Genomic DNA, 24,971 nt, shown 5'->3' with positions numbered 1-24,971 from the left:
CGCCGGGGCGGCAGGCCCCACCATGCCGCGTGTGAATACACGCATCGCGATGTCCGCCGCCGTGCCGGCGCTGCTGCTGTCGGCCGCCCTTGCGGGCTGCTCCGACGATACGACCGACGACAGCGCGGCGCCGCCCGCACAGGCCCCCTCCAGCGCGGCCGCCGCGGCGAGCTCCAACGCGCCGAGCAGTGCCGCGCCGTCGGCGAAGACGTCCGCGAAGACGTCCGCGGCCGCGGGCTGCCCGGTGACGGCGGCCGTGCTGGAGAAGGCGTTCAAGGCCAACGCCGAGGTCGCCGGGGCGCTCGTGCTGGGCAAGGGGCTCACGAACGTCAGCTGCTACCAGGGCTGGGCCACGGCGGTGACCCAGCCGACCAACGTCGACACGGCGGTGGTGCTGTTCAAGTACGACACCGCCAAGAAGGCCTGGGCCGCGCTCATCGGCGGCACCGACGGCGTCTGCCGGGACACCGTGCCCGCGGATGTCGCGACACATCTCGCGGGTTGCCAGAACTAACCCGATCGAGTGTCGTAAATTGCTTTGGTGAGATACACATTCCTCGCCGTCCTCGCCGGAGCGGCCGCCACCCTTGCGGCCTGCTCCGGCGGGCCGACGAACCACGCCAACCCGCCCGCCGTGCCCACCGCCGAGCAGGGTTCGCCGCCGCCGCAGACCGGACCGGCGCCGCTGAAGCCCGGCGCGAGCCCCGCCCACGGGTGCCCGGTCGACGCCGCCGCCCTGGAGAAGGCCCTGACCGCCAACGGCGAGGCCGCGGCGGCCGTGCAGCTCGGCAAGGGGCTCACCGACGTGAGCTGCGCCCAGGGTTACGCCGCCGCCCGCACCGAGGGCGACCGCCAGGTGCTCCTCTTCCAGTTCGACAACGCGCAGGCGCGCTGGGCGTTCGCCGGGATCAAGTGCGAGCAGGCCCCCGCCGCGATCCGCGCACAGTTGCGGACGTGCGCCTGACCTCCTGCCGTATCACCTGCGGCACCCCTGGCAGTTCGTCCGGCTTTATGGTCATATTGAGCATGGAGCGTGAAGCACTGCTCCGGCTTCTCGCCGAGGAGCCCGGGGCTGCGTTCGAGGCGTGCGGCGCCGCGATCCGCGCCGGCGCCGAATACGTCGTGTGGGACCACACCGTGCCGGCCCACGAGCTGGCGCGCAGCTACTCGCGACGGGCCCAGCACATGGCGAAGATCGGTAACCCGATGCTGGGCGGGGCCGAGGCCGTCGCCCAGCTGCAGGTCTCCGGGGACCGGCCGCTGCGCATCGGCGAGGCCAAGGTCGAGGACCCGCCGACCCACTTCCAGCTGTTCCTGACCGCGGACGCGTCCCGGGTCGTGGCCTGCATAGGCATCGATCAACGCTGAAGTACCAGGATGGCGGTGTGGACGCATTGCTGGAACCCACCGCACTTGATCGGCTTCGCGAGGCGCTCGGCTCCGCGCGGTACACCTCGGAGGGCATCAAGGACCTCCTCGGCGAGGAGGCCGCGGCCGCCTGCGCGCGCAACGACTTCCGGGCCGCGCTGCGCATCACCGAGTCGGACGGGGGCCGGCTGGCCACGCTGATCCGGCTCTTCATCTGCGGCCAGACCGAGCCGCTGCCCCGGGTGGCCGCCGCGCTGGCGCCGCTGCCGCTGCAGGACGCGCTGCCACTGCTGGAGGCCGACGGCGACGGCGTGCGGGCCGCGCTCGAGCTGGAGCCCTACGGCGACTGGTGGGTGGTGGCCGACCTGTCCGCCGGGATGCGGCCCGGGCGCCCGCTGCCGGGCGACCACGTGCTCGGCATCGGCGGCGCGTCGACGACCCTGGCCGCCGCCGCGCTGCGCCGCCCGGTCGGCACGGCGCTCGACCTCGGCACCGGCTGCGGGGTCCAGGCCCTGCACCTGTCCACCCACGCCGAGCGGGTCACCGCCACGGATGTCCTGCCCAGGGCCCTGCGCTTCGCCGCCACCACGGCCGCCCTCAACGGCCTCGACTGGGAGCTGCTGCAGGGCGACCTCACCCGGCCGGTCGAGGGCCGCCGCTTCGACCTGGTGGTGAGCAACCCGCCGTTCGTGGCCGGCCCGGGCACGACCGCGCACACCTACCGCGACTCGGGCCGCCCCGGCGACGCCGTCTGCGCCGAGCTGGTGGCCGCCGCGCCGGGCCTGCTGGCCCCGGGCGGGCACATGCAGTTCCTGGCCAACTGGCTGCACGTGGCCGGGCAGGACTGGCGGGACCGGGTCAACGACTGGCTCGCCGGCACCGGGCTGGACGCCTGGGTGATCCAGCGTGAGGTCTCGGATCCGCTGGCGTACGTCAACCTCTGGCTCGCCGACGCCTCCGAGGACCCCTCCCGCCAGCCGGCCCTGGCCGCGGCCTGGCTGGACTGGTTCGACGCGCAGGAGGTCGACGCGGTCGGCTTCGGGCTGATCACCCTGCGGGCCGCGGGTCACGACGACCCGACCGTGCGGATCGAGGACCTGCGCCAGCCGGTGTCCGGGGATCTCGGGCCGCTCATCGGCGACTGGTTCTCCCGGCAGGACTTCCTGCGCGGCAGCGACCTGCTGCACAGCCGGCTGGTCGCGGCGCCGGGGCTGCAGCTGCGGCAGGAGGCCTCGCTGGGCGCGGAGGGGTGGGAGGTGGGCCGGCAGCTGCTGGCCCTGCCCGACGGCCTGCGCTGGATCGAGGAGGTCGACCCGGTGGCGCTGGCGCTGGTCGGGGCGTGTGACGGGTCGGTCACGCTGCAGGATCAGGTGGACGTGCTGGCGGCCGCGCACGAGGTACCTTCCGAGGTCCTCGCCGACGTGGCCGTACCGCTGGTGGCGCATCTCGTCGAGCGCGGCATCCTCCTGCCGGCGTCCTGATGCGCGCCCTCGTGCAGACCGTCAGTCGCGCCAGTGTCACCGTCGACGGCTCCGTGGTGGGCTCGATCGCCGACGGGCTCCTGGTCCTGGTCGGCGTGACGCACTCCGACAATGCCGATATTTCCGAAACGCTCGCCCGAAAGGTGCACGAGCTGCGGATCCTCGACGACGAGAAGTCAGCGGCCGACACTGGGGCGCCACTGCTCGTCGTCTCGCAGTTCACCCTCTACGGCGACGCGCGCAAGGGCCGGCGCCCCACCTGGATCGCCGCGGCCCGCCCGGAGGTCGCTGAGCCCTTGATCGAGTCGTTCTGCGCCGCGCTGCGAAACCGGGGCGCAACCGTGGAAACCGGGCGATTTCGCACCCACATGCTCGTCGAAAGCGTGAACGTGGGACCGCGGACGGTGCTGCTGGAGATCTGAGACTCACGGTTTCGTGCCACGGCTGCGCCGCCTCACCGCCACTTCACGCCCGCTCAGCGAAGCTACTTCTCGCAGGAATGATCGCGCCACTTGTCAATCCACACGGGAGGCGAGCGAAGTGGCCCAGCCGCTGAGTGACACCACGGATTTCAACGCTGTCGACGTCGAGGCCGACGACCAGCACGAGCAGGCGCTGGACAACACGGGCGTCTCAGCGGATCTCGTTCGCGCCTACCTGAACACGATCGGCCGCACCAAGCTGCTCACCGCCGAGCAGGAAGTGGAGCTGTCGAAGAAGATCGAGGCCGGGCTGTACGCCGAGGAGAAGCTCTCCGCCGGCACGGTCCACCCCGCGTGGATGAACACCTACGAGATCGTGGTCCGCGAGGGCCGGGCGGCCAAGGCCCACCTGCTGGAGGCCAACCTGCGCCTGGTGGTGAGCATCGCCAAGCGGTACACCGGCCGCGGCATGGCCTTCCTGGACCTCATCCAGGAGGGCAACCTCGGCCTCATCCGCGCCGTCGAGAAGTTCGACTACACCAAGGGCTACAAGTTCTCCACCTACGCCACCTGGTGGATCCGCCAGGCCATCACCCGCGCCATGGCCGACCAGGCCCGCACCATCCGCATCCCGGTGCACATGGTCGAGCAGGTCAACCGCATGGTCCGGGTGCGCCGCGACCTGGCCGTCGCCCTCGGCCGCGAGCCGGTGGTCGCCGAGATCGCCGCCGCCCTGGGCGTCGAGGAGTACCAGGTCATCGAGCTCATCTCGTACGACCGGGAGCCGGTCAGCCTCGACCAGGCCGTCGGCGAGGACGGCGAGAGCGCCCTGGGCGACTTCGTGGCCCGCATCGACCCGCGCGAGGAGCCAGCCGACAGCGTCTCGCAGGGCATGCTGCGCTCCGAGGTCGAGATCGTCCTGTCCACCCTGTCCCAGCGCGAGCAGGCCGTGATCCGCCTGCGCTTCGGCCTCGACGACGGCCGCCAGCGCACCCTGGACGAGGTGGGCCGCGAGTTCGGCCTGTCCCGCGAGCGCATCCGCCAGATCGAGAAGGTCACCCTGCTCAAGCTGCGCCACCCGTCCCGGGCCAAGCGCCTCGAGGCCTACGCCTCCTGACCGCCGCATCCAGCGAGCAAGGCCGCCCTCCGGGGCGGCCTCTTCGCGTTTAGGGTTGGGTTATGGAATACACCCGTTCGGGCAGTTCCGGCCTCAAGGTCAGCCGGATCGCGCTGGGCTGCATGAGCTTCGGCGAGCCGAACCGCGGCAGCAACCAGTGGACCCTCGACGACGCGGCCGCCGAGCCGGTCTTCCGGCAGGCCGTCGAGCTGGGCATCACCTTCTGGGACACGGCCAACGTGTACAGCCACGGCAGCTCCGAGGAGATCGTCGGCCGGGCGATCCGCAAGTACGCCGACCGCGACTCGATCGTGCTGGCGACCAAGGTGTTCTTCCCGATGCACGACGGCCCCGGCGGGTCGGGCCTGTCGCGCAAGGCCATCCTCGAGCAGATCGACGCGTCGCTGGCCCGGCTGGGGACCGACTACGTCGACCTCTACCAGATCCACCGCTTCGACCCGGACACCCCCGTCGAGGAGACGATGGAGGCGCTGCACGACGTGGTCCGGGCCGGCAAGGTCCGCTACCTCGGCGCGTCCTCGATGTGGGCCTGGCAGTTCGCGAAGCTGCAGCACGCGGCCGACCTCGGCGGCTGGACCCGGTTCGTGTCGATGCAGAACCAGTACAGCCTGGTCCAGCGCGAGGAGGAGCGGGAGATGTTCGGCCTGCTCGCCGACCAGGGCGTCGGGTCGCTGCCGTGGAGCCCGCTGGCCAAGGGGCGCCTGGCCCGGCCGTGGGACGAGCACACCACCAGGCGTGCCGAGGTCGACCCGCTGCACGCCCGCTACGAGGGCGGCGAGAACCGGCCGATCGTCGACGCGGTCCGGCGCGTGGCCGAGGCCCGGGGCGTGCCGATGGCCCAGGTGGCGCTGGCCTGGGTGCTGCGCAACCCGGTCGTGGACGCCCCCATCGTCGGCCCCACCAAGCCCCACCACCTGGCCGACGCCGTCGCCGCGCTCGACCTGGACCTGACCGGCGAGGAGGCCGCGGCGCTGGAGGAGCACTACACCCCCCGCCTGCCGTCCGGCTACTAACCGGCCCTACAGGCGGCGCGGCCCGCTGTCCGGGCGGGGCTGGTGGGCGGTGAAATCGGCGCTGGCATGCAGGACGGCCAGGCCGGTCGGGCGGGCCAAAACCGGGTTCAGCGTCAGCGAGGACAGGGCCGGCTGCTCGTCCACCAGCCGGCCCACCCGCAGCAGCAGGTCGGCCAGCGCGTCCAGGTCCACCGGCGCGGCGCCGCGGTAGCCCATCAGCAGCGGCGCCGCCCTCGGGGCCCGGACCAGGGCGGTGGCGTCGCGGTCGGTGAGCGGGACGGGCCGCCAGGCGCGGTCGCCCAGCAGGTCCGCCGCCTCCCCGCCCAGCCCGAAGCCCACCACCGGGCCGAACGAGGGGTCGTCGACCACCTCGACCACGCAGGCCACGCCGGGGGCGACCATCGGCTGCACGACGACCTCGACGCCCAGCCCGAAGAGGCGCTCCAGCTCCTGGTAGGCCTCCTGCACGGCGACGGCCGAGGTGAGGTTCAGCCGTACGGCGCCGAGGTCGATCCGGTGCCGCCAGGGCCGGGTGGCGACCTTGAGCGCGACGGGGTACCCGACCGCGGCGGCCACCCCGGCGACCAGCTCCCCCGCGGCCCAGGACGCCGGGACGACCGGGATGCCGTAGGCGGCCAGGAGGGCGTCCGCCTCGCCGCGGTCGCCGGTGCCGGAGGCGGCCAGGCGCGCGGCCAGGTCGGTGGCGCGCACGGTGTCGACGCCGGGGAGGGCGGGCAGCGCGCCGACCGGCTCGCGGCGCCAGGCGGCGTAGCGGGCCACCCGGCCCAGGGCGCGCACGGCCTCCTCGATGGCCGGAAACATCGGCAGGGCGGGCGGGTCGTCCTCGGCGTAGGCCGGGGCGACCGTGAACGACGGGTCGGCCGGCATGACCACGGCGATCGGGCGCGGGGCGCCGGCCGTCGAGATGCGCAGCAGGTCGGCCACGCCGAGCGTGTCGCCCTCGGCCAGGGCGGGGGCGTACGCGGCGACGACCGCGTCCACGCCCTCGTCGTCCAGGGCGGCGTGCACGGCGCGGACGAAGTCGACGTCGGAGACCGCGGGGCCGAGGTCGTGCGGGTAGCCCTCGGCGATGCGCAGGCCGGCGGCGGGGGCCTTGGCCACGGTGAGGACGCCCAGCGCCGCCGCGTTGGTGACCACGGCGATGCGGTCGCCGGTCGGCAGCGGGTGGCCGGCGACGAGCAGGCCCACGTCGAAGAGCTCGGACACCGTGTCGACGCGGATGACGCCGGAGCTGGCGAAGAGCGCGGCCACGCCCCGGGCGTCGGGGCCGACGGTCACCGCGTCGAGGGCCGGCGGGCGGACCGGGCTGGCGACGGCCACGACCGGCTTGCGGCGGGCCAGCTCGCGGGCGATGCGGGCGAACTTGCGCGGGTTACCGAAGGTCTCGAGGTACAGCAGCACCGCGTCGGTGTGCGGGTCCTCGCGCCAGTACTGCAGGGCGTCGTTGCCGGACACGTCGGCCCGGTTGCCGGCCGACACGAACGTGGACAGTCCCAGGCCGCGGCGGTCGGCCTCGGCCAGCAGGGCGGTGCCCAGCGCGGCGGACTGGCTGAAGAAGCCGACCCGGCCGGCGCGCGGTAGCAGCGGGGCCAGGGTCGCGTTGAGCCGCACGCCCGGGTCGGTGTTGGCCACGCCGAGGCAGTTCGGGCCGACCAGGCGCACGCCGTGGTCGCGCACGGCCCGCAGCAGCGCGGCCTGGGCCTCGGCGCCGTCCGGGCCGGACTCGGCGAAGCCGGCGGAGACGATGACCAGCCCGTGGACGCCGGCCGCGGCGCAGTCGGCGACCACCTCGGGGACGCTGCCGGCCGGGACGGCGACGACGGCGAGGTCGACTCCCGGCGTACCGCTGAGGCTCGAAACGGCGGGAAGGGCACCGACCACCGTGGCGGACGGGTGGACCGGGACCAGGTTCCCGGCGAAGCCGGCGGCCTTGAGGTGCGCGAGCAGGGCGGCGCCGATGCCGGTGCCGTCGGAGCGGGCGCCGTAGACGGCCACCCCGCGCGGGTTGAGCAGCCGGCCGATCGAGCGGGCCTCGGCGCGCTGCTCGCGGGCCTGCTGCACGCGCAGCGAGTCGGGGGTGACGGCGATCGGGAACCACAGGTGCACCACGCCGTCGGCGAACTGGCGCTCGATGTGGAAGCCGGCGGCCATGAAGACGCGCAGCATCGCCTGGTTGACCGGCAGGACGTCGGCCTCGAACTCGGTGATGCCCTCGGTGCCGGCCGCGGCGACGAGGTGCTCGATGAGCACCGAGCCGATGCCCCGGCCCTGGTGGGCGTCCTCGACCACGAACGCGACCTCGGCCTGGTGGGAGCCGCTGCCGAGCCGGTCGTAGCGCCCGACGGCGATCAGCTCCCCGGCGTGCTCGACGACGAACGCCTCGCGGTCGTGGTGGTCCACGTTGACGAAGCGGTCCAGGTCGCGCTGGGGGATGCGGGGGTACGCCGAGAAGTACCGCAGATATCTGGTCCGCTCCGAGAAGCGGGAGTGCAGCGCGACGATCCGGTCCGCGTCGTCGGGGCGGATCGGTCGCAAGTGGACGGTGGTCCCGTCCGCAAGCAGCACGTCGGCCGCGCGGGCCGAAACGTCGTTCACCCGCCTATTTTCCCACCCGCTTGGGTTACCGTGTCTCGCATGATGCTGACCCCGGCGGATGTGCAGAGCCTGCGGTTCGCCAAGGCGCCGTTCGGCAAGCGCGGCTACGACGAGGACGAGGTCGACCAGTTCCTCGACGTGGTCGCCCAGACCCTCGTCGCGCTGCGCGATGAGATCACCTCGCTGCGCAGCAGCGCCCAGCTGGAGGCCGCATTCGGCACGTCCACGGCGGCGGAGACCGAGATGCTGGCCGAACTCGACCGGATCAAGCAGCGCCTGGCCCGGCTGGAGGCCGCCGTCCAGCACTAGGTCCCCGGCTAGTCCCGGGGGTCGTGCGGGTCGAGGCCGAAGAACGGGAACGCCGCCCGCCGGGTGGCCATGATCGCGCGGTCGACGTCGGACGGGGTGTCGCCCGGGATCCACGGCGAGAAGGTGGTCGTGCCGCCGTCGGTCATCGTCTCCGGCAGCGGATGCCCGGGGCGGCGGGCCGCGGCCAGGTCGCGCCAGGACTGCGGGATCGCCCGCGGCGGGTCGATCGGCTCGCCGGTGAGCACCGCCAGCAGGTGGGTCCAGGCCCGCGGCACGCACTCGACCAGCGCATACCCGCCGCCCCCGCTGGCCACCCACTTGCCGCCGGCGACCTCGGCGGCCAGGTCGCGCAGGGCCAGGTAGGCGGCCCGCTGGCCGTCGACGGTGAGCCGCAGGTTGGCGAGGGGGTCGTGGCGGTACGTGTCGGCGCCGCACTGCGTGAAGAGCAGCTGGGGCTGGAAGGCCCGCAGCACGCCCGGCACGACGGCGTGGAACGCCCGCAGCCAGGCGGAGTCGGTGGTGCCCGGCGGCAGGGCCACGTTCACCGCCGAGCCGGGCGCGTCCGGGCCGCCGGTCTCGTCCGCGAAGCCGGTGCCGGGGAACAGCGTGCGCGGCGACTCGTGCAGGCTGACCGTGAGCACCCGCGGGTCGTCGTAGAAGATCTCCTGGACGCCGTCGCCGTGGTGCACGTCGATGTCGACGTAGGCGACCCGCTGCGCGCCGAGCTCCAGCACCCGCTTGATCGCCACCGCCGGGTCGTTGTACACGCAGAAGCCCGACGCCCGGTCCGGCATCGCGTGGTGCAGGCCGCCGGAGATGCTCACCGCCCGGTCGGCCTCCCCGCGCCAGACCGCCTCCGCCGCGCGCCGGGTGGCCCCGGCGATGAGCGCGCTGGCCTCGTGCATGCCCTCGAACGTCGGGTTGTCCGTGGTACCGAGGCCCATGATGCCGACCCGGCGCCCGGTCGACGCCGCCTTCACCACGGCGATGTAGTCCGGGTCGTGCACGGTGGCCAGCATCGCGTCGGTGGCCGGCTCCGCCCGCTCCAGGACCACCCCGGGCCGGTCCAGCACGCCGAGGGCGCGGGCCAGGGCCATCGTCAGCTCGACCCGGACGGGGTCGAGGGGATGATCGCCCATGTCGTACTGCAGGAGCCGCTCGTCCCAGACCACCAGCGTGCTCATTCAGTCCCCCTTGGCGACGGGCCGGTCCGGGTCGGTGATCCAGTGGCTCCAGGAGCCCACGTACAGGGCGGCCGGCACCCCCTGTTCGTGCAGCGCGAGGACCAGCTGGGCGGCGGTCACGCCGGAGCCGCAGTAGGCGCCGACCGGCCCGCCGGGGGCCTCGACCGGGCGCAGCAGGCCCTGCTCGTCGACCGTCTCGGCGGCGGGCAGGCTGCGGGCGCCGGGAATGTGGCCGGCGACCGGATCGACGGGTTCGATCTCGCCGCGGTACCGCGGGAGGATCCGAGCATCCAGCAGCACCCGCCCCGGATCGGCCGCCTCGGCCTCGGTCCACACCGGCATTCCACCCGGCCGGACCGTGACGTCGCCCACTTCCGGGGTCACCGGATCGGTCGTGATCGACAGCCCGGCGGCCAGCCAGGCCGCGTAGCCGCCGTCGAGGACCCGAACGTCGTCGATGCCCGCCCAGCGCAGCGTCCACCAGGCCCGCGCCGCGGCACCGGTAGGATTGCAGCCGCCTGCGTCGTACACCACCACCGGGTGACCGGCGCGGACCCCAAGCCCCCGCAGCGCGTCCTCCAGCGCGGCGGGTTCGGGCAGCGGATGGCGCCCCCCGGCGCCCGGCGGCCCACATAGGTCCTCGTCGAGGTCGGCGAAGACCGCGCCAGGCAGGTGACCGGCCGCGTAGGCGGCCCGGCCGTCCTTCGCGAGGGTCCAGCGCACATCGAGAAGTGTCGGCGGTTGGGCTGACCGCACCAGCTCGGCGAGCACAGCGACGTTCAAGATCGCCCGGTTGGCTGTCACGCTCCAATCTTGTCGTACGCAGCGGGTAGCATCGCGTACCGGGAGGGCAGGCAGTGAACGACCTGGTTGACACCACTGAGATGTACCTCAAGACGATCCTCGAGCTCGAGGAAGAGGGCGTCGTGCCCAAGCGTGCCCGAATCGCGGAGCGGCTGCACCAGAGCGGCCCAACCGTCAGTCAGACCGTGGCCCGTATGGAGCGCGACGGCCTGCTCATCGTGGAGGGCGACCGCCACCTGGCGCTGACCGACCAGGGGCGCGACCACGCGGTCGCCGTCATGCGCAAGCACCGCCTCGCCGAGCTGCTGCTCGTCAACGTGATCGGCCTGCCGTACGAGGAGGCCCACGAGGAGGCGTGCCGCTGGGAGCACGTCATGAGCGACGGCGTCGAGCAGCGGGTCTACGAGCTGCTGGGGCGCCCGACGCGGTCGCCGTATGGCAACCCGATCCCCGGGCTGGAGGCGCTGCAGGGCAGCGAGGAGGCCGACGCGGCCGCCGAGCGCGAGCGCAACCTGGCGTTCCCCGGGCTGGCCGGGGCCGTCGTGGTGAGCCGGATCTGCGAGTCGGTGCAGACGGACGCCGACGTGCTGCGGCAGCTGCACACCGCCGGGATCGACCCGGGGGCGACGGTGATGGTGGCGCAGGAGCGGGACGGGGTGAGCATCGACCGGGAGGGCGAGCGGATCCGGATCCCGCGGGAGGTCGCCTCGCGGGTGTTCGTCGCGGCGGCGTGAGCCCCGAAGAAGTTCCGTCGTCCGGTCCGCCAGTCTCGTGCGGCCCGTCGTCGGCCTGTTCCGTCGAGGACGTCATCGACCGGGTCGGGTCCAAGTGGAGCGTGGGCATTCTGCTCGCGGCCGCCGACGGGCCCATCCGGTTCAGTGCGCTCGAGCGGGCCATTCCCGGGATCTCGCGGCGGATGCTGACGCTCACGCTGCGCAACCTCGAGCGCGACGGGCTGGTCGTGCGGACCATGTATCCCGTCGTGCCGCCCCGGGTCGAGTACTCGCTGACCCCCATGGCGCTCGAGCTGCGGGCGGCGCTGGTCGCCCTCTCCGGATGGGCGGCCCGGCATCGGGGTGATATTGCGGCCGCCCGGGTTCGATACGACGAGCGGGAAGCCGGATCTGCCTAGGCTTTTCCACGTGGAGATCGATCTCGCCTTCGACGACGAAGGGCTCGAGAAGGCCGTCCGGGCACTGGCCGAGGACGGCGACGCGACGGCGGCGCTGGAACTGGTCGCGGGCGAGGGTGACGTACACCGGCGGGAGCAGGCCGTCAGCGTGCTCGGCGCCGCCGGGGTCAATGAGATCGAGTCGCTGCGCGAGTTCGCGGCGCGCCAGTCGTACCGGCCGGAGCGGTGGCTGCTGCTCGGCGCCGCCCTCGCAGCCGCGGCCTGGGGCGTGCGCGAGTCGCCCGGGCGGGACTGGCGCAGCAACCGGCGGGAGAAGCGCATCGACCGGCGGATCATCGCCCAGAAGGCGCTCGTCGCGGAGGCCCGCACGGCGCTGCGCCGGGCGGCCGCGCTGTCGCCCGGCGACGCGGTGCCGTGGAGCGAGCTGACCGGGGTGGTGATCGGGGCGCCGCTGCACGCCACCGAGACCGCCGACGTGTTCAAGCGGGCCTGCGTGCTCGCCCCCGGCCTGTACCTCGCCCACGCCCGCCATCTCGTCGGCCTGACCCGGCGCTGGTACGGCTCCCCCGACCGCGTCCTGGCCTTCGCCCAGGCCCGTGTCGCGGGGCGCCCGGACGGGCATCCGCTGCACGCGCTGGTGGCGTTGGCGCACGTCGAGGGGTACGTCGACGGGGTGCTGCGCGGCATGGCGCCCGGCCGGTTCTGGCGGGCCTGGCGCTACTTCGCCGACCCGGTGGTGCGCGACGAGGTCGACTCGGCCGCCGACCGGCTGCTGGCCGGCCCGGACGACCACCCGTGGTCGATGTCGGCCCACCAGGCGTTCGCCGCCGTGTACCACCGGGCCGGCGACCTGGGCCGGGCCCGCGCCCACCTGCTGCGCTCGGGCGAACGGGCCGCGGTGTGGCCGTGGCGCTACTTCGGCGATCCGGGCCGCCGCTTCGGCGCCGCCCGCCTGGCGGCGCTGCCGTAGCGGACTACAGGCTGCTGAGGTCGATCAGCTTGGCCAGCTCCACGACCTTCGGCACCGCCTCGGCGGCCTTGTCGTCGGCGGTGCCGGGCGCCAGCCGCAGCGACAGCTCGATGATCCGCTTGTTGCCGGCCAGCCAGCCCACCTCGACCCCCGGGCCGGCCTTGCCCGCCGCCGGGGTCTGCATCTGGTACCCGGCCACGCCCAGGCCGTCGACCGCCGTCGCGTCCTTCGGGGCGATCATCGAGGCGAAGACGTCCGCGCCGATGGTCGTCGTGCTCACCGAGAGGACGAGGTCGGGATAGCTGGCCCCGCTGGCCTGCAGGACGCAGCTGAACGTGTTGTCCGATTGCGCGCCCGCGGCCACGCTCAGGTTCAGCCCCAGCTTGGCGTTGACCATGCCGAAGTCGAGCAGCTGGCAGGCGCCGCCGGCGGCCGCGGCCGGTGCGGTCGACGCCTTGGCGGACGGGCTCGCGCCGGCGTCGTCGCAACCGGCGACGAGGACGGCGGAGAGGGCGAAGACAGCCATCAGTCCCCTGCGCACGACGGGCACCCTATACCGGCAGGCGGGCGGTGATGTACTTGGCGATCTCCAGCGAGCTCGTCGCGGCCGGGGACGGTGCGTTGAGCACGTGGACCTGGCGCCCCTCGGTCACGATCAGGAAGTCGTCGACGAGGTCGCCGCCCGGCGTGATGGCCTGGGCCCGGACCCCCGCCTCGGCCGGCACCAGGTCCTCGGCCGTCACGGCGGGCACCAGCCGGGCGAGGCTCTGCGCGAAGCGCCGCTTCGACAGGGAGCGGCGAACCTCCGTGATGCCGTACCGCAGGTGCTTGCGGGCCAGCTGCCACAGCCCGCCGTAGGTGGCGGCGTCGGCCACGTCCCGGGGGCGGATCTTCCCCCACGTATAGCCCTCCCGGGCCATCGCCAGCACCGCGTTCGGGCCGGCGTGGACGCTCCCGTCGACCATCCGGGTCAGGTGTACGCCAAGAAACGGGAACTGCGGGTCCGGCACCGGGTAGATCAGGCCGTTCACCAGGTGCCGGCGGTCGGGGCGCAGCTCGTAGTACTCGCCGCGGAACGGGATGATCCGCGCCGGCGGGCGGATCCCGGCCATCCGGGCCACCCGGTCGGCGTGCAGGCCGGCGCAGTTGACCAGCACGTCGGCCACGATGTCGCCGGTCGTGGTGCGCACCACCACCTCGCGCTCGCCCGCCCGGATGCCGATCACGGCGGAGTTGAGCCGCAGCGTCGCGCCGGCCTTCTCGGTGATCTCGGCGAGCTTCGCGCACACGGCCTTGTAGTCGGCGATCCCGGTCGACGCCACGTGGATGCCCTCGATGCAGGCGACCTCCGGCTCGTACTCCCGCGCCTCCCCCGGCCCGACCATGCGCACCGGCAGCCCGTTGGCCTGGGCCCGCTCGAACAGCGCACGCAGCCGGGGCAGCTCGGACTCATCCGTGGCGACGATGAGCTTGCCGGTCACCTTGTGCGAGATCCCGTGCTCGGCGCAGAACTCGACCATCGAGGCGCTGCCGGCCTTACAGAGCGTGGCCTTGAGGCTACCGGGCTTGTAGTAGACCCCGGCGTGGATGACGCCCGAGTTGTGCCCGGTCTGGTGGACCCCCCAGACCGCCTCCTTCTCCACGACGGTGACCCGGGCGTCGGGCCGGTCCAGCACCAGCCGGTGGGCGGTGGCCAGCCCGACGATCCCCCCACCGATGACCACGTACCGCACGCTGCCTCCTCGGGCTCCGCGACCGCTGTCGGATCGCTGCATCTTAGGGCGCGAACATGGCGTGCTAGCGTGACCGACCGTGAGTGGAGCGCCCGAGACGATTTCCGGAGCTGCGATGGACGACGGGCTGGTCACTCCCGCCGCACCCGCTCCCGCCAAGAAGCCCTGGCGGGCCCGCCTGGTGCAGGTCGTGCGAATCCTGGCCGCGCTCGGCATCGCGTACTTCATCGTCGCGACCACCGTCCGCCAGTGGTCCGACGTGTCCGCCACCTTCCGCAGCCTGTCCTGGCCGTCGCTGGGCGCCTCGCTGGTCGCCGCGGTGGCCTGCCTGTGGGCCACGATGATGGCCTGGCGCTCGATGGTCGTCAGCCTGGACCGCCCGCTACGGGTCCGCGACGCCGCCCCGATCCAGCTCGTCGGCGCCCTAGGCAAGTACCTGCCCGGCACCGTGTGGGCCTATGTCGTACAGATGGAGCTCGGCCGGCGCGTGGGCGTCTCCCGGGCCAAGGTCTTCATCGGCTCCGCGGTGGTGACCGGCCTGGGCGTGACCGTCGGCCTGATCCTGACCGCCCCCGGCTTCGGCGTGGCCTTCGACGGCGCCGACGCCACCAACCACCATACCTTCGCCGCCGTGGCCGTCTGGTGCGCCGTGATCCTCCTCCCGTTCGGCCTGGTCTGCTGCTACCCGCCGCTGCTCACGTGGCTGGTCAACCGCGCGATGCGGCTCATGCGCCGCCCGGCCCTGGACCGCCCCATCACCTGGCGCGCCGTCCTGGTCGCCAGCGCCTGGAGCGCGGCGGGCTTCCTCACCGCGGGTGTGCACGTCTGGCTGCTGGTCCGGTCCCACCTCCCCGGCGTGCACGGCCTCCTCGGCAGCATCTTCGCGATGGCGCTGGCCATGAGCATCAGCACCTTCGTGATCATCGCCCCGTCGGGCCTCGGCGCCCGCGAGTTCCTCATGGCGATCGCCCTGGCCGGCCTGGGCATCCCGTTTCCGACCGCGTGGGCCCTGACGCTGGTCTCGCGGCTGCTGTTCACCATCGCCGACGTGGCCGCCGCGGGGGTCTCGGCCGCGGTGGGCCTGCGCCGCATCCGCCACACGGCCCCGGTCGCCGAGGACCCCGACCCGGCCCTGGAGTCCTGACCCGGTTCCTCCACGCGGGCCCGCTACCGGGCCGCGGGTCCCCGGCCGCACGATCGGACAGCTCAGCCCGAAAGACGCGCTTCCAGGTACGACTCCCAGGTCAACGTCCCGGTCGCGTGACCCGGAGCCAGGTGACCGCCCGACCGGAGCCCGCCGAAGATGCGTCCCGGCAGCCGGAGCGGCACCAACAGGCGCCGGCGGCCCGTGGCACGCAGGTACGCCGCGATCAGGTCCCGGGCCGAGCGAACCTCCGGCCCGCCCATGTCCTCGTACACCGGCCCGGTCGAGCCGGCGAGGTCGACCAGGCGCGCGGCCACGTCGCCGACGGAGACGGGCTGGATGTCGAAGGACGGGCACAGCCCGACCGGGGCCGCGGTCAGCGCCCGGGCCATCCCGAACACCAGATCGTGGAACTGCGTGGCCCGCAGGATCGAGCCACCGCGGGCGCGGACCAGGTGCTCGACGGCGAGCTTCTGGCGATAGTACGGCAGGGGCACGCGATCGACGCCGACGATCGAGACGTAGAGCAGGCGCTGCTCCGGGTCCATGGCCCGCAGAAGCTGCTCGGCAGCAGCAACGTCGCGGCGGCCGTCGGTAGCGGCGTGGATCACCAGGTCGACGCCCGACAGGGCCGCGGGGAGGCCCTCGCCGGTCAGGAGGTTGCCGCGAACGTGTCCGGGGGCCGTGCGGCTCAGGCCGCGAGCGTCCAGGCCCCGGGCGTGCAGGGCCGGCATGAGGGCCCGGCCGAGGTGGCCAGTGGCACCGGTGACGAGGATTGTCATGCCGGGATGGACGAGGCGGCCGCCGGAACGTGACACAGTGTGGCCCGCGTCTCATCGCGCAGGATGACCAGGAGCGCTCGACCACGGCCGGGACCATGCGACCACCCGGCGGGCTATCGCCGACCCGGGGCGGTGCCGCACGTTCTACAGCGGGATCACCCCGGCGTCGGTTGGCGTGAAGCCGCAGGCGTCGAAGTAGTAGGCCCGCAGGTGGGGCTCGAAGTCGACGTGCAGCCAGGCGCAGCCGGCGGCCCTGGCCCCCTCGCGCGCCGCGGCGACCAGGCCGGTGCCGATGCCGGCGCGGCGGCGGGACGGGTCGGTCCAGGTGTCGAGGACGAAGGCGTGCTCGCCGCCGTCCCAGGCCACGTTGACGAAGCCGACCAGGGCGCCGCCCGGGTCGCGGGCGCAGACCCAGCCGAGGCTGTGCGCGTTGACCCGGGCCCACCAGTCGCGCCCGGCCGACTCCACCCCGGCGAGCTCCGGGTCGGTGAACTCGCCGCGCCAGGCATAGGAGATAGTCACCGGGCCAAGGCTAGGGGGCGTATCAAAGTCTGTGTCATCAACGCTACTGTCCGCAGTAGGTGTCGTCGTGGGTGTCCGGCTGAGCGGTGGCATTGGGTAGTGTCGATGTGTGGCGGGGGCGGGGCCGCGGCGTCGTGGGCCGAATCGGGCGGTGCCGTGGCGGCACGAGGGTCCGGTGTCGGTGTTGCGTCTGCCGTTGGATGTGCGTGAGCCGCGGGTGCGGCTGGTGTTGGAGCGGGTGTTCGGGGCCGCGTTCGCGGTCCGGCGGGCGGTCCAGCGTGACGCCCGGTCCCGGGTCGACGCCTACTGGGCTGCCCGCTGTGAGCAGGCGGCGGCGGGCCCGGACGCGGTCCGGGGCCGGTTGGGGTTGTCTCGTAGCGGTCTGGAACATGCCGCCTACCGGCATCTGGACGGTGCGCCGCACCTGCGGCGGTACCTGACGAAGGCCCTGGCCATGCACCTGGCCGACGGGGTGTGGGAAGCCACCGAGCGGCACCTGTTCCCCGACGTCACCGGCCGCCGGCATGGCCGGCCCCGCTCTGGCGGTTGGTGGGAATTCTCGATGATCCCGGGCCGGGCTCGTTCGCATACCCGTGCCCGGAAGTGGGAGACGTTCCGGCTCGTGGGGAGCCTGGCCGGGCATTGCACCGTGTTCGGGCAAGGTGGCCGGTTGTGGCAGCCGCGCCGGATGCCGTCCGTCACCGCCGTCGGCGGCGGGAAGCCGGTGCGGTCGTGGTGGGACCACGACGGCCCGATCGCGATCGTGTGCACCGGCCTCGGCGGAGGCGACCCGGTCGTGCCGGTGCGGCTGCCGCAAGGCCCCGGCCGCCGGCCGGTCCTGGAGCACTACCTCGCCGACCCCGGCCGATGGCACAAGATCGACCTGGTCCGGCACCGTGATCCGGGCAGCCCGGGTGGGTGGCGGTACGAGGCACACCTGATGGTCCTCGGCCCCGGCTACACCTCACCCGCCGTCACCCAGCGCCGTCAGACGGCCGCCCAACTCCAACGGCAGGGCGGCGTGGACGTCAACGTCTCCAACCTGACCGTCGTCTCCGTCCCCACCGGCCCGGACGGCAGCATCGCGGCCAGCCGTGTCGCCCGCACCGGCGACCACGACACCGCCCTGGTGGAGGAGCGGCTGCGGCAGCGGCGCCGGCAGCGGGCCCTGGACCGGTCCCGCCGCGCCGCGAACCCCGGCCAGTACCGGCTCTCACCACGCCAGCAACGCCGCGCCGACCGCCGCCGCACCGCCGGGCTCCCACCGGTACAGGTCACCGCGCCCGGCGGGCCACGGGTGGCCAACACGGCCGGGATACCGGTCCGCGCCTACCGGCACGACATCACGTCGAACACCTACCGGCGGCTCCGGGGGCGGGCCGCCGCCGACGGTGCCGCCCGCACCAAAGCCGGGCACACCCGGGCCCGGATCACTGCCGCGGCTTTGGTCGCCGTCCATGGCGCTGGGTTGGTGGTCGAGGACGCCGCTATCCGTGTCTGGGCCCGGCGGTGGGGCCGCGGCATCCACGCCTTCACCCCCGGCATGCTGCTGACCGCGCTGCGCCGCGAAACGACCGCCGTCACCGCCCACACCGGCCGCGGGCCGGGGCTGGTGCGGGCCGGAACCCGGCACACCGCCTGGACCCAACACTGCCTCTGCAGCCAGCGAGTCCCGAAGGGCCTGGCCGACCGCCGCCACTCCTGCCCAGGCTGCGGGCTGGCCGGGGACCGCGACCTCGTCGCCGCCCTCATCGGCGCGCACACCGTGCTCACCGACCCCGCCCAGCCCGCCACCGCCCGGGTCGACTGGGATGCGGCGCGGGCGACCCTCGACCGGTACGGGGTCGAGACCATCAACGTAGGGCTGCAAGGAGCCCTGACCGAGTCAACCGGAACCCACCACCCCAACCCCCACCACACTGGTGGACGGCCGCGGCGGCCGCAGCCCACCACCAGCCAGCACAGCCGGCGGCAGGGCGCTCGGCGAACCTTCGGAACAAGCCCTCGACAACCCCGGATGAGCCCCACCACACCAGTGGCCAGGACCACACCGGAACGACGAGACGCACACCCCGAACTGTCGACCAAGCCCGGCAATACGACCGGACTTCGATACAGACCTTAGGGCGCGCCGGCCCTTCAGGGCGAGCGCCGGGCGCTCGACCAGGTGCCAGGACGCGGCCGCGAGCAGCAGGACGGGCGCGAGGCACAGGGCGATGTAGGCGGCCACGCCCCAGGCCGCGCCGCCGAGGTCGGCGACGAGCTGCTGGATCGGGAACGCGTAGAGGTAGATGCCGTACGAGTAGTCGTGCTCCCGTCCGACGCGGTGCAGCCGCGGCGGGATGGTGCAGGCGGCGTACAGCAGCAGGTAGGCCAGCGCCGTGCACCCCACCGGGAAGTATCCGCCGCCGAGGAGGCTCCCGGCCAGCAGCAGCCCGGCCGCGGCGGCGCCTAGCGGGTGCAGCGGCACGCGGTGGGCGTAGAGCTGCGCGCTCGCGCCGAGCAGGAACAGCAGGCCCAGGTGGCAGGCGAGCTGGGCGTCGACATAGCCGAACGCCGGCAGCGCGAGGCCGCCGCGCGGGTGGGCCGCGCTCGCCGTGAACGCGGCCGCGGCCAGCGCCGGGACCAGCCACGGGGCGCGGCGGGGCAGGCCGGCCGCGACGAGCAGGGTGAGGCCCGCGTAGCAGAGCAGCTCGTAGGTCAGCCTCCACAGCGAGCCGTTGACCACGCCGGTGCCGACCAGCCGGCCGTACGGCGTGTCACGGAACAGCGCGCCGAGGCCCCACTGGTGCGTCGTCCCGGTCCAGTTCCCCCGCACGTAGCCCCACCCGCCGCCGTGGCCGGCCGCCGCCGCGACCAGCGCCGTGCCGAGCAGGCACACCCACAGGGCCGGGTAGATGCGCAGGAAGCGGCGCCACGCGAAGCGCAGCGCGCCCCCGCGGCGGGCGCTCGCCGCGACCAGGAACCCGGAGAGCACGAAGAACCCGTCGACGGCGAGGCCGCCGAGGTCGGCCTGGCCGCCGCTCAGCCCGTGCAGCGGGCCCGGCCGGCCGAGGCCGAGCGGCCACGCGTGTGCGACCAGCACCGCCAGGGCCAGCGCCAGCCGGAGCAGGCCCAGCCCGTTGGCGGCGGGGTCGTACCGGTCGCGAAGGGTGACCACGTGGGGTACAACGACGTTGTACCGTTCGTGCCGAACACCACCCCCAAACGTGTTCATCTTCTCGTCCCGGGCGCCTGGCTGGCCGTGGCCGGGCTGTACGCCGCCCACGCCGCGATCGTCGTGCCGCCCCTGCTGCTGCTCGCCACCGCGTCGCTCCTGCGCGGCGGCCGCGGCCTGCTCGACCGGCTGATGCTCGCGACCGGGCTGCTGCTCGGCGCGACCTGCGCCGCCGGGCTGGTGTTCGCGTACTGGCCCTGGGGCCTGCACCCGGTCGCCGTCGCCGGCACCGCGGCCACCGCGCTGATCCTGCTCGCCGCCCGCACCGGCCGCCGGCCTGCGCTGCCCCGGCCCTGCCGGTCCGACGCCCTGACCGTGGCCGCCGCCGCGCTGGTCGCGCTGGTCGCCGCCTGGCCCGTCGCGAAGGCCGGCGCGGCCGGGCGGCTCGCCATCGCGCTGGAGGGCGAGGACCTGGCCCGGCACGCCTCCGTGTTCGACGCGATCGGGCGCACCGGCGGCTACCTGTTCGCCGACCGCGCCCGCGCCGGCACCATGGTCTACGGCGGCATGATCGACTACCCGCAGGGCTCGCACCTGGTGGCCGCGCTGCTCGACGGCTTCGCCCGGTCCTCGCATCGCGCTTCCGGCAGCGGTACCGCGATGCTGACCCACTACCTGGCGTACGTCCTCGGCGGCTACGCGCTGCTGGCCCTCGCCCTGCTGTGGGCGGCCCAGTGGATCGCGGCCGGCGCGCTGACCCCCGCCCGCCGGCTCACGCTCGCCGCCGCGCTGGCCGCCGCCTGCGCCGCCGGGGAGATGCTGGAGCTGCTTAGGTTCGGCTACCCCAGCCAGGTGCTCGGCCTGGCCGAGGCGGTGCTGCTGCTGGCCCTGCTGGTCCGCCCGCTGGCCCGCACCCGCGACCAGCTGCTGCTCACCGCCGCGCTGCTCACCGCCGTCGGCTTCACCTACTACCTGTACCTGCCGCCGCTCGGCCTGGCCGCCCTCATCTGGCTCGCCACCCGGTGGCGGCGCCTGGCCCGCCGCCCGGTCGCGCTGGCCCTGGCCGCCCTGGCCGGGATGAGCGCCGCCGTCCCGATGGTGCGCGGCCTGCTCTTCACCGACCAGGTGAGCGCCCTGTTCACCGCCGGGCAGCTGGTGCTCAGCCGCGGCGCGCTGCTCGCCCTGGCCGCGCTGGTGGCCACCGGCCTGCTCACCCGCCGGGGCCGGCACAGCCGCATCTGGCGCCGCTACGCGCTGGTCTTCGTCCCCTGCGCCGCCAACGCCGGCGTCCTGCTGGCCGGCCAGCGCCTCTTCGGCGTGGGCAGCGGCTACTACGCGAACAAGGCGCTGTACCTCGTCTTCGCCCTCCTGCTGGCCGGCGTGGGCGCGATCGCGCTGTGCCTGCCGCCCCCGGCCGCCCCGCCGCGGCACCGCGCGCTGCCGGTGGCCGTGCCGGCACTGCTCGCGATCGTCGCGCTGACGGGCGCCGGGCGCGGCGGCCCGTACCATCCCGGCGCCGGCGGCAACTGGGGACGCGCCTGGCTGCAGGGCGCGAGCGCGGAGCGCAGGGCCCAGGCCGGGGTGCTGCTGCGCGCGGTCGCGCGGTTCGGCGGCCCCGCGCCCGTCATCGTGGTCGGCGACGACACGGGCTACCAGTCGTACCGCATGACGCTCTTCCTCTCGATGCTGCAGCGCACCAGCGGCGCCACCGCGGGCGCGGTCTACCACCACCTGCCGATGACGTCACCGGACCGCCTGGAGGCCTCGGTGGCCGCGGTCCCCGGCCCGGTGCGCCTGCTCGCCCTCTCCGACGCCGCCCGCGCCCGCGCCGAGGCGGTCGCCGCCGGCCACCCGGGGTCGCGCGTGGAGGTGGTGCGGGTTTAGCCTGTTATGTGTCCAAGGTGAAGGCGGCCCTCTTCGGCCTGGCGTTCGGCGACGCCCTCGGCGCCCCGACCGAGTTCATGCGCTACGAGGAGATCATCCAGCGGTACGGCGCACGAGGCCCCCGCGACCTGCCCCCGCGCGGCCTGGTGACCGACGACACCCAGATGACCCTGGCGGTCGCCGGCGGGCTGCTGAGCGCTCTCGAACGCCCCCCGCTGACCGCCGACTCCCTGGAGCCGCGCCTGCGTGGCCGGTTCCTGCACTGGTGGGCCAGCGACGAGAACGATCGCGCCCCCGGCAACACCTGCTTGGCCGCCTGCGCCGCCCTGAACGAGGGCCAGCCGTGGTGGAAGGCCACGGTCCGCGGCTCCAAGGGCTGCGGCGCCAACATGCGGGTCGCCCCGATGGGCCTCGCCCCGGGCCTGACCGACGACGAGCGGGCCGGCGCCGCCCAGCTGCAGGCCGCGTTGACCCACGGCCACCCGACCGGCCTGGCCGCCTCCGAACTGTCCGCCCTGGCCGTGCGCTGGCTCCTCGACGGCCTCCCGATCGCCGAGCTCCCGGCGGCCCTGCGCGCCCGCTGCGAGTCCCAGCGCGAGGTGTACCGCATGGACTGGCTCGGCGACGACCTGTGGCGCCGCCCGCTGGTCGACACCCCGGCGCAGTTCATCGCCACCGGCTGGGACGAGTGCCTCTCGGTCCTCACCGGCCTGGAGGACCAGGTCCGCTACGTCGGCCCGGACACCGACCCCTGCATCGCCGGCGGCGCCGGCTGGGTCGCCGAGGAGGCCCTGGCCACCGCCCTCTACTGCCTGCTGCTCTTCCCCGACTCCCCGCTGGACGCCCTCGCCCGCGGCGCCGCCTCCTCGGGCGACTCGGACTCGATCGCCTCCCTGGCCGGCGGCATGGCCGGCGCCGTACACGGCGAGGACGCCTGGCCGTCGGACTGGTACGAGCGCATCGAGTACCGCAACGACCTGAACCGCTACGCGGCCGCCTGGTCCTGACCCGCGGCCACCACCGCCAACGCGTCGTACAGGGCGTGCTGCCAGCAGTTCAGCGACTCCTTCGACCAGCTTTCGGCGGTCTCGCGCAGGTGCCGCGCGAGGCCGGCCGGGCCGGCCGCCCGCTGGAGGCCGGCCAGCTGCGCGCGCCTGCCGGCCATCTCCCGGGCCGCCTGCATGCCGTACAGGGCCGCCAGCCGGTACTCGGTGAACTGGTGGCGGATCCGCTCGCGCATCGCCGGGGCGAAGGCCGGGTCCGGATCCGCGTGGAAGACCACCACCGTGCCGGGATCGAGGGACCCGACCCGTGCGAAGAGCCATCGGGCGTGCTCGGCGTGCTCGAAGTACGGGTGCAACGCCTGCGTGGCCGCCGTGGTCGCCACCCTGTTGTTCTTGAGGTGGTTGCAGTCGGAGCAGGCCGGGACGAGGTTGTCGGGAACGACGGCGAGCAGCGGGTAGGAGGACTTCGGCAACTGGTGGTCGAGGGTGGCCACGTCCCGATGACCGCAGAACGGACAGCGGCCGAGCGGGGCCGCGGCGAGCAGCGCGTCGTAGTGCGACCGGCCGGCCTTGGTGTCGACGAGGCTGCGGGTGTAGACACGTCGCAGGGCCTTGCGATCGTCCGGATCCGCCGGCTGGTCCGCGAGATCCGCCAGGTTGTGCAGGGCCGCGGCGGCCGCCTCGACGGCATACCGGTCCGCGGCCTTGACCACGCCGGCCTCGAACCCTTCCAGCGTCGCCCGGCGGTCATCGTCGCTGACGGTGGCGACGCACGTCCGATACAGGTACCCGGCGTCGGTGCCGGGGCGGGGAACGGACCACATCACACGTCTCCGCCGCTGTCCCGGATGGCGACCAGCGTCAGGGCGATGGCCCTCGCCTCGGTGCCCAGCCGCTGGCCGAAGTGTGCGAGGACGGCCTCGTACGACATGCCCTCGCGCACGGCCGCGCGGATCATCCGGTGGTAGCCGGAGTCGGTAACCTCCAGCGAGAAGACCTCGTGCGTCAGCGTGCCGACGTTCTCCCCGAAGGTCTCCAGCGTGGGCCGCTCCGGCGTGACGAACTGGCCGTTGCGGCGGATCAGCCACACGCAGGAGGCGGGGACCTCCTGCAGCACCACCGGCGAGTGGGTCGCGACGACGGCGACGCCGTTGCGGTCGAGCAGCAGGTCGGACAGTGCCCGCACGAACGCGGCGAGCAGCGGCGGGTGCAGGTGCGCCTCCGGCTCGTCGAGCACGACGAGGGTGCGCTCGTGGACCTGCTCCACCAGGCTGGTGATGGTCAGCAGGACGATCGCGTGGCCGGAGCTCAGGCCGCCGAAGAGCTCGGTCGCCATCGCCCGGCGCCGCTCGGCGGAGGCGTCGAGGAACCGCGGCGTCCACCAGGCGTCGTCCTCCAGGAACCGGATCCGGAGTACCGCAGGGCGTTGACGGCCCTCGTCCACCGCTCGGCCGCCCGGCCCGTCAGGCATGCCTCGAGGCTCCTGGCGAACACCTCGGCCAGCTCGTCGCGGTCCAGCGGCGGCCCCGACGGCTGGTGCATCCCGACGTGCTTGTACGGGACGGCCTGATCCTCCCGCGGGATGGTGACGGGCTCGTCGAACGCGCTGAACGACACCGCGACCACGCCGTTGAACGTATCCACGGGCAATGACGACTCGGCATGCCGATCCGCGACGCCGCGCACGAGGCTGCGCAGCAGGTACGACTTGCCGACCCCGTTGCGTCCGATGAGCACGTGAATGTTCGTCGGCGGCTGCCGGTGCGGGTCCACGGTGAAGTCCAGCGCCCGCGACCAGCCGGGGAGCCCGAATGCGAAGTCGTACGGGGTGACCCGGGCCCCGCCGTTGGCGATCCGGCGGAACTGACCGCGCACCAGTCCCACGGACTTCTCTCGCAGGAGCGACGTCGTGGTGACGTGCTCGCTCTCCGCGCGTTCCAGCAGCGCCGGGTCGTACGCCAGGTCCCTCAGCGCGGTGAGCACCTCGACGCGGATGTCCGGGCCGAGCTGCTCCAGCGTCTCGTAGTACGTGTCGTCCTGGCCCAGGGAGAAGTACCGCTCGTCGAGAGACTCGAACCGCCTCTCCAGCTCGGGCCATGCGACCCACCCGGCCGGAACGCCGAAGCCCCCGATCTTGACGGCGCCGATGTCGTGCCGGCGGCCATCGTCGCCGACGACGAGCTGGAACATGGTGACGTAGCCGAAGTCGTTCCAGTTGTCCTTCACCAGAAACGCCTGCCGGCGGGCCCTCGGCACGTTGCCGTGCCCGCGCTCGACCTGCGTGAACAGCATGCAGTGCTCCAAATGC

25 protein-coding genes are annotated in these 24,971 nt (G+C 73.9%); 14 read left to right on the top strand and 11 right to left on the bottom strand.

The window, feature by feature from the left end; translation table 11 throughout:
* The first annotated feature begins 31 nt into the window (after positions 1 to 31).
* From AB0M46_RS35230 to AB0M46_RS35200, 7 genes are all read left to right on the top strand, one after another.
* On the top strand, positions 32 to 514 hold the full coding sequence (locus tag AB0M46_RS35230; RefSeq protein ID WP_363343312.1) for a hypothetical protein: 483 nt from the start codon (positions 32 to 34) through the stop codon (positions 512 to 514).
* 27 nt (positions 515 to 541) lie between these two features.
* Positions 542 to 964: a hypothetical protein gene (locus tag AB0M46_RS35225; protein ID WP_363343310.1), complete on the top strand. Its 423-nt coding sequence runs from the start codon at positions 542 to 544 to the stop codon at positions 962 to 964.
* Between the two features lie 62 nt (positions 965 to 1,026).
* Complete coding sequence (locus tag AB0M46_RS35220; RefSeq protein ID WP_363343308.1) at positions 1,027 to 1,368, top strand: hypothetical protein; 342 nt, start codon at positions 1,027 to 1,029, stop codon at positions 1,366 to 1,368.
* Between the two features lie 17 nt (positions 1,369 to 1,385).
* Positions 1,386 to 2,849 (top strand): methyltransferase, encoded by a 1,464-nt coding sequence (locus tag AB0M46_RS35215; RefSeq protein ID WP_363343307.1) that lies wholly within the window; start codon positions 1,386 to 1,388, stop codon positions 2,847 to 2,849.
* On the top strand, positions 2,849 to 3,271 hold the full coding sequence (gene dtd / locus AB0M46_RS35210; RefSeq protein WP_363343305.1) for a D-aminoacyl-tRNA deacylase: 423 nt from the start codon (positions 2,849 to 2,851) through the stop codon (positions 3,269 to 3,271). Before AB0M46_RS35215 ends, dtd begins: the two co-directional genes overlap by 1 nt.
* A gap of 118 nt (positions 3,272 to 3,389) precedes the next feature.
* Positions 3,390 to 4,388 (top strand): RNA polymerase sigma factor SigB, encoded by a 999-nt coding sequence (gene sigB / locus AB0M46_RS35205; RefSeq protein ID WP_363343303.1) that lies wholly within the window; start codon positions 3,390 to 3,392, stop codon positions 4,386 to 4,388.
* A 62-nt stretch (positions 4,389 to 4,450) separates the two neighbouring features.
* Positions 4,451 to 5,422 (top strand): aldo/keto reductase, encoded by a 972-nt coding sequence (locus AB0M46_RS35200; protein WP_363343301.1) that lies wholly within the window; start codon positions 4,451 to 4,453, stop codon positions 5,420 to 5,422.
* Positions 5,423 to 5,428: 6 nt separating this feature from the next.
* Here the strand turns inward: AB0M46_RS35200 and AB0M46_RS35195 are convergent, their stop codons facing one another.
* The gene (locus AB0M46_RS35195) at positions 5,429 to 8,038 is read right to left on the bottom strand and encodes a GNAT family N-acetyltransferase (RefSeq protein ID WP_363343299.1); all 2,610 of its coding nucleotides are present in this window, start codon (positions 8,036 to 8,038) and stop codon (positions 5,429 to 5,431) included.
* Between the two features lie 39 nt (positions 8,039 to 8,077).
* Here AB0M46_RS35195 and AB0M46_RS35190 point away from each other — a divergent pair, with 39 nt between their 5' ends.
* Complete coding sequence (locus tag AB0M46_RS35190) at positions 8,078 to 8,347, top strand: DivIVA domain-containing protein (RefSeq protein WP_363343297.1); 270 nt, start codon at positions 8,078 to 8,080, stop codon at positions 8,345 to 8,347.
* Positions 8,348 to 8,355: 8 nt separating this feature from the next.
* On the opposite strand, the gene AB0M46_RS35185 is transcribed toward AB0M46_RS35190, so the two are convergent.
* Together AB0M46_RS35185 and AB0M46_RS35180 are read right to left on the bottom strand one after the other, a co-directional pair.
* A complete protein-coding gene (locus AB0M46_RS35185) occupies positions 8,356 to 9,531 on the bottom strand; it encodes an acetoin utilization protein AcuC (RefSeq protein WP_363343295.1) in 1,176 nt (391 codons plus the stop codon).
* Entirely contained in the window at positions 9,532 to 10,317 is a 786-nt protein-coding gene (locus AB0M46_RS35180; protein ID WP_363343331.1) for a sulfurtransferase, read from the bottom strand.
* A gap of 71 nt (positions 10,318 to 10,388) precedes the next feature.
* On the opposite strand from AB0M46_RS35180, the gene AB0M46_RS35175 reads away from it, so the two are divergent.
* The 3 genes from AB0M46_RS35175 to AB0M46_RS35165 are packed head-to-tail and all read left to right on the top strand — an operon-like array spanning position 10,389 to position 12,437.
* Positions 10,389 to 11,069 carry a metal-dependent transcriptional regulator gene (locus AB0M46_RS35175; protein WP_363343293.1) on the top strand — a complete coding sequence of 227 codons (681 nt, stop codon included), beginning with the start codon at positions 10,389 to 10,391 and terminating at the stop codon, positions 11,067 to 11,069.
* Complete coding sequence (locus tag AB0M46_RS35170) at positions 11,066 to 11,467, top strand: helix-turn-helix domain-containing protein (protein ID WP_363343291.1); 402 nt, start codon at positions 11,066 to 11,068, stop codon at positions 11,465 to 11,467. The genes AB0M46_RS35175 and AB0M46_RS35170 overlap by 4 nt, the downstream gene beginning before the upstream one ends.
* A 10-nt stretch (positions 11,468 to 11,477) precedes the next feature.
* Positions 11,478 to 12,437, top strand: a complete 960-nt coding sequence (locus AB0M46_RS35165; protein ID WP_363343289.1) for a hypothetical protein — start codon at positions 11,478 to 11,480, stop codon at positions 12,435 to 12,437.
* A 4-nt stretch (positions 12,438 to 12,441) separates the two neighbouring features.
* Here AB0M46_RS35165 and AB0M46_RS35160 read toward each other — a convergent pair whose 3' ends face one another.
* Both AB0M46_RS35160 and lhgO read right to left on the bottom strand, forming a co-directional pair.
* Positions 12,442 to 12,978 carry a hypothetical protein gene (locus AB0M46_RS35160; RefSeq protein ID WP_363343287.1) on the bottom strand — a complete coding sequence of 179 codons (537 nt, stop codon included), beginning with the start codon at positions 12,976 to 12,978 and terminating at the stop codon, positions 12,442 to 12,444.
* 10 nt (positions 12,979 to 12,988) lie between these two features.
* Positions 12,989 to 14,170: an L-2-hydroxyglutarate oxidase gene (gene lhgO / locus AB0M46_RS35155; protein WP_363343285.1), complete on the bottom strand. Its 1,182-nt coding sequence runs from the start codon at positions 14,168 to 14,170 to the stop codon at positions 12,989 to 12,991.
* Positions 14,171 to 14,285: 115 nt separating this feature from the next.
* Between lhgO and AB0M46_RS35150 the strand changes: the two genes are divergently transcribed.
* Positions 14,286 to 15,314, top strand: coding sequence for a lysylphosphatidylglycerol synthase transmembrane domain-containing protein (locus AB0M46_RS35150; RefSeq protein WP_363343283.1), 1,029 nt, complete (start codon positions 14,286 to 14,288; stop codon positions 15,312 to 15,314).
* A gap of 62 nt (positions 15,315 to 15,376) precedes the next feature.
* Here the strand turns inward: AB0M46_RS35150 and AB0M46_RS35145 are convergent, their stop codons facing one another.
* The 3 genes from AB0M46_RS35145 to AB0M46_RS35135 all read right to left on the bottom strand — a co-directional run bounded on the left by AB0M46_RS35145 (position 15,377) and on the right by AB0M46_RS35135 (position 19,778).
* On the bottom strand, positions 15,377 to 16,096 hold the full coding sequence (locus tag AB0M46_RS35145) for an NAD(P)H-binding protein (protein ID WP_363343281.1): 720 nt from the start codon (positions 16,094 to 16,096) through the stop codon (positions 15,377 to 15,379).
* 144 nt (positions 16,097 to 16,240) lie between these two features.
* Positions 16,241 to 16,618 (bottom strand): GNAT family N-acetyltransferase, encoded by a 378-nt coding sequence (locus tag AB0M46_RS35140; RefSeq protein ID WP_363343279.1) that lies wholly within the window; start codon positions 16,616 to 16,618, stop codon positions 16,241 to 16,243.
* Positions 16,619 to 18,503: 1,885 nt separating this feature from the next.
* Entirely contained in the window at positions 18,504 to 19,778 is a 1,275-nt protein-coding gene (locus tag AB0M46_RS35135) for an acyltransferase (protein WP_363343277.1), read from the bottom strand.
* Between AB0M46_RS35135 and AB0M46_RS35130 the strand changes: the two genes are divergently transcribed.
* Together AB0M46_RS35130 and AB0M46_RS35125 are read left to right on the top strand one after the other, a co-directional pair.
* Complete coding sequence (locus AB0M46_RS35130; protein WP_363343275.1) at positions 19,779 to 21,659, top strand: hypothetical protein; 1,881 nt, start codon at positions 19,779 to 19,781, stop codon at positions 21,657 to 21,659.
* An 8-nt stretch (positions 21,660 to 21,667) separates the two neighbouring features.
* Positions 21,668 to 22,666 (top strand): ADP-ribosylglycohydrolase family protein, encoded by a 999-nt coding sequence (locus AB0M46_RS35125; RefSeq protein WP_363343273.1) that lies wholly within the window; start codon positions 21,668 to 21,670, stop codon positions 22,664 to 22,666.
* Here the strand turns inward: AB0M46_RS35125 and AB0M46_RS35120 are convergent.
* The 3 genes from AB0M46_RS35120 to AB0M46_RS35110 are packed head-to-tail and all read right to left on the bottom strand — an operon-like array spanning position 22,645 to position 24,955.
* Positions 22,645 to 23,487: an HNH endonuclease signature motif containing protein gene (locus AB0M46_RS35120; RefSeq protein WP_363343271.1), complete on the bottom strand. Its 843-nt coding sequence runs from the start codon at positions 23,485 to 23,487 to the stop codon at positions 22,645 to 22,647. The genes AB0M46_RS35125 and AB0M46_RS35120 overlap by 22 nt on opposite strands.
* Positions 23,487 to 23,999: an AAA family ATPase gene (locus AB0M46_RS35115; RefSeq protein ID WP_363343269.1), complete on the bottom strand. Its 513-nt coding sequence runs from the start codon at positions 23,997 to 23,999 to the stop codon at positions 23,487 to 23,489. The genes AB0M46_RS35120 and AB0M46_RS35115 overlap by 1 nt, the downstream gene beginning before the upstream one ends.
* Positions 23,972 to 24,955 carry a hypothetical protein gene (locus AB0M46_RS35110; RefSeq protein WP_363343267.1) on the bottom strand — a complete coding sequence of 328 codons (984 nt, stop codon included), beginning with the start codon at positions 24,953 to 24,955 and terminating at the stop codon, positions 23,972 to 23,974. The genes AB0M46_RS35115 and AB0M46_RS35110 overlap by 28 nt, the downstream gene beginning before the upstream one ends.
* Positions 24,956 to 24,971 lie beyond the last annotated feature (16 nt).

The organism is Dactylosporangium sp. NPDC051485, assembly GCF_040682015.1.
In the GTDB taxonomy this organism is placed as follows: domain Bacteria; phylum Actinomycetota; class Actinomycetes; order Mycobacteriales; family Micromonosporaceae; genus Dactylosporangium.
This window is presented reverse-complemented; position numbering and strand designations above follow the sequence as displayed.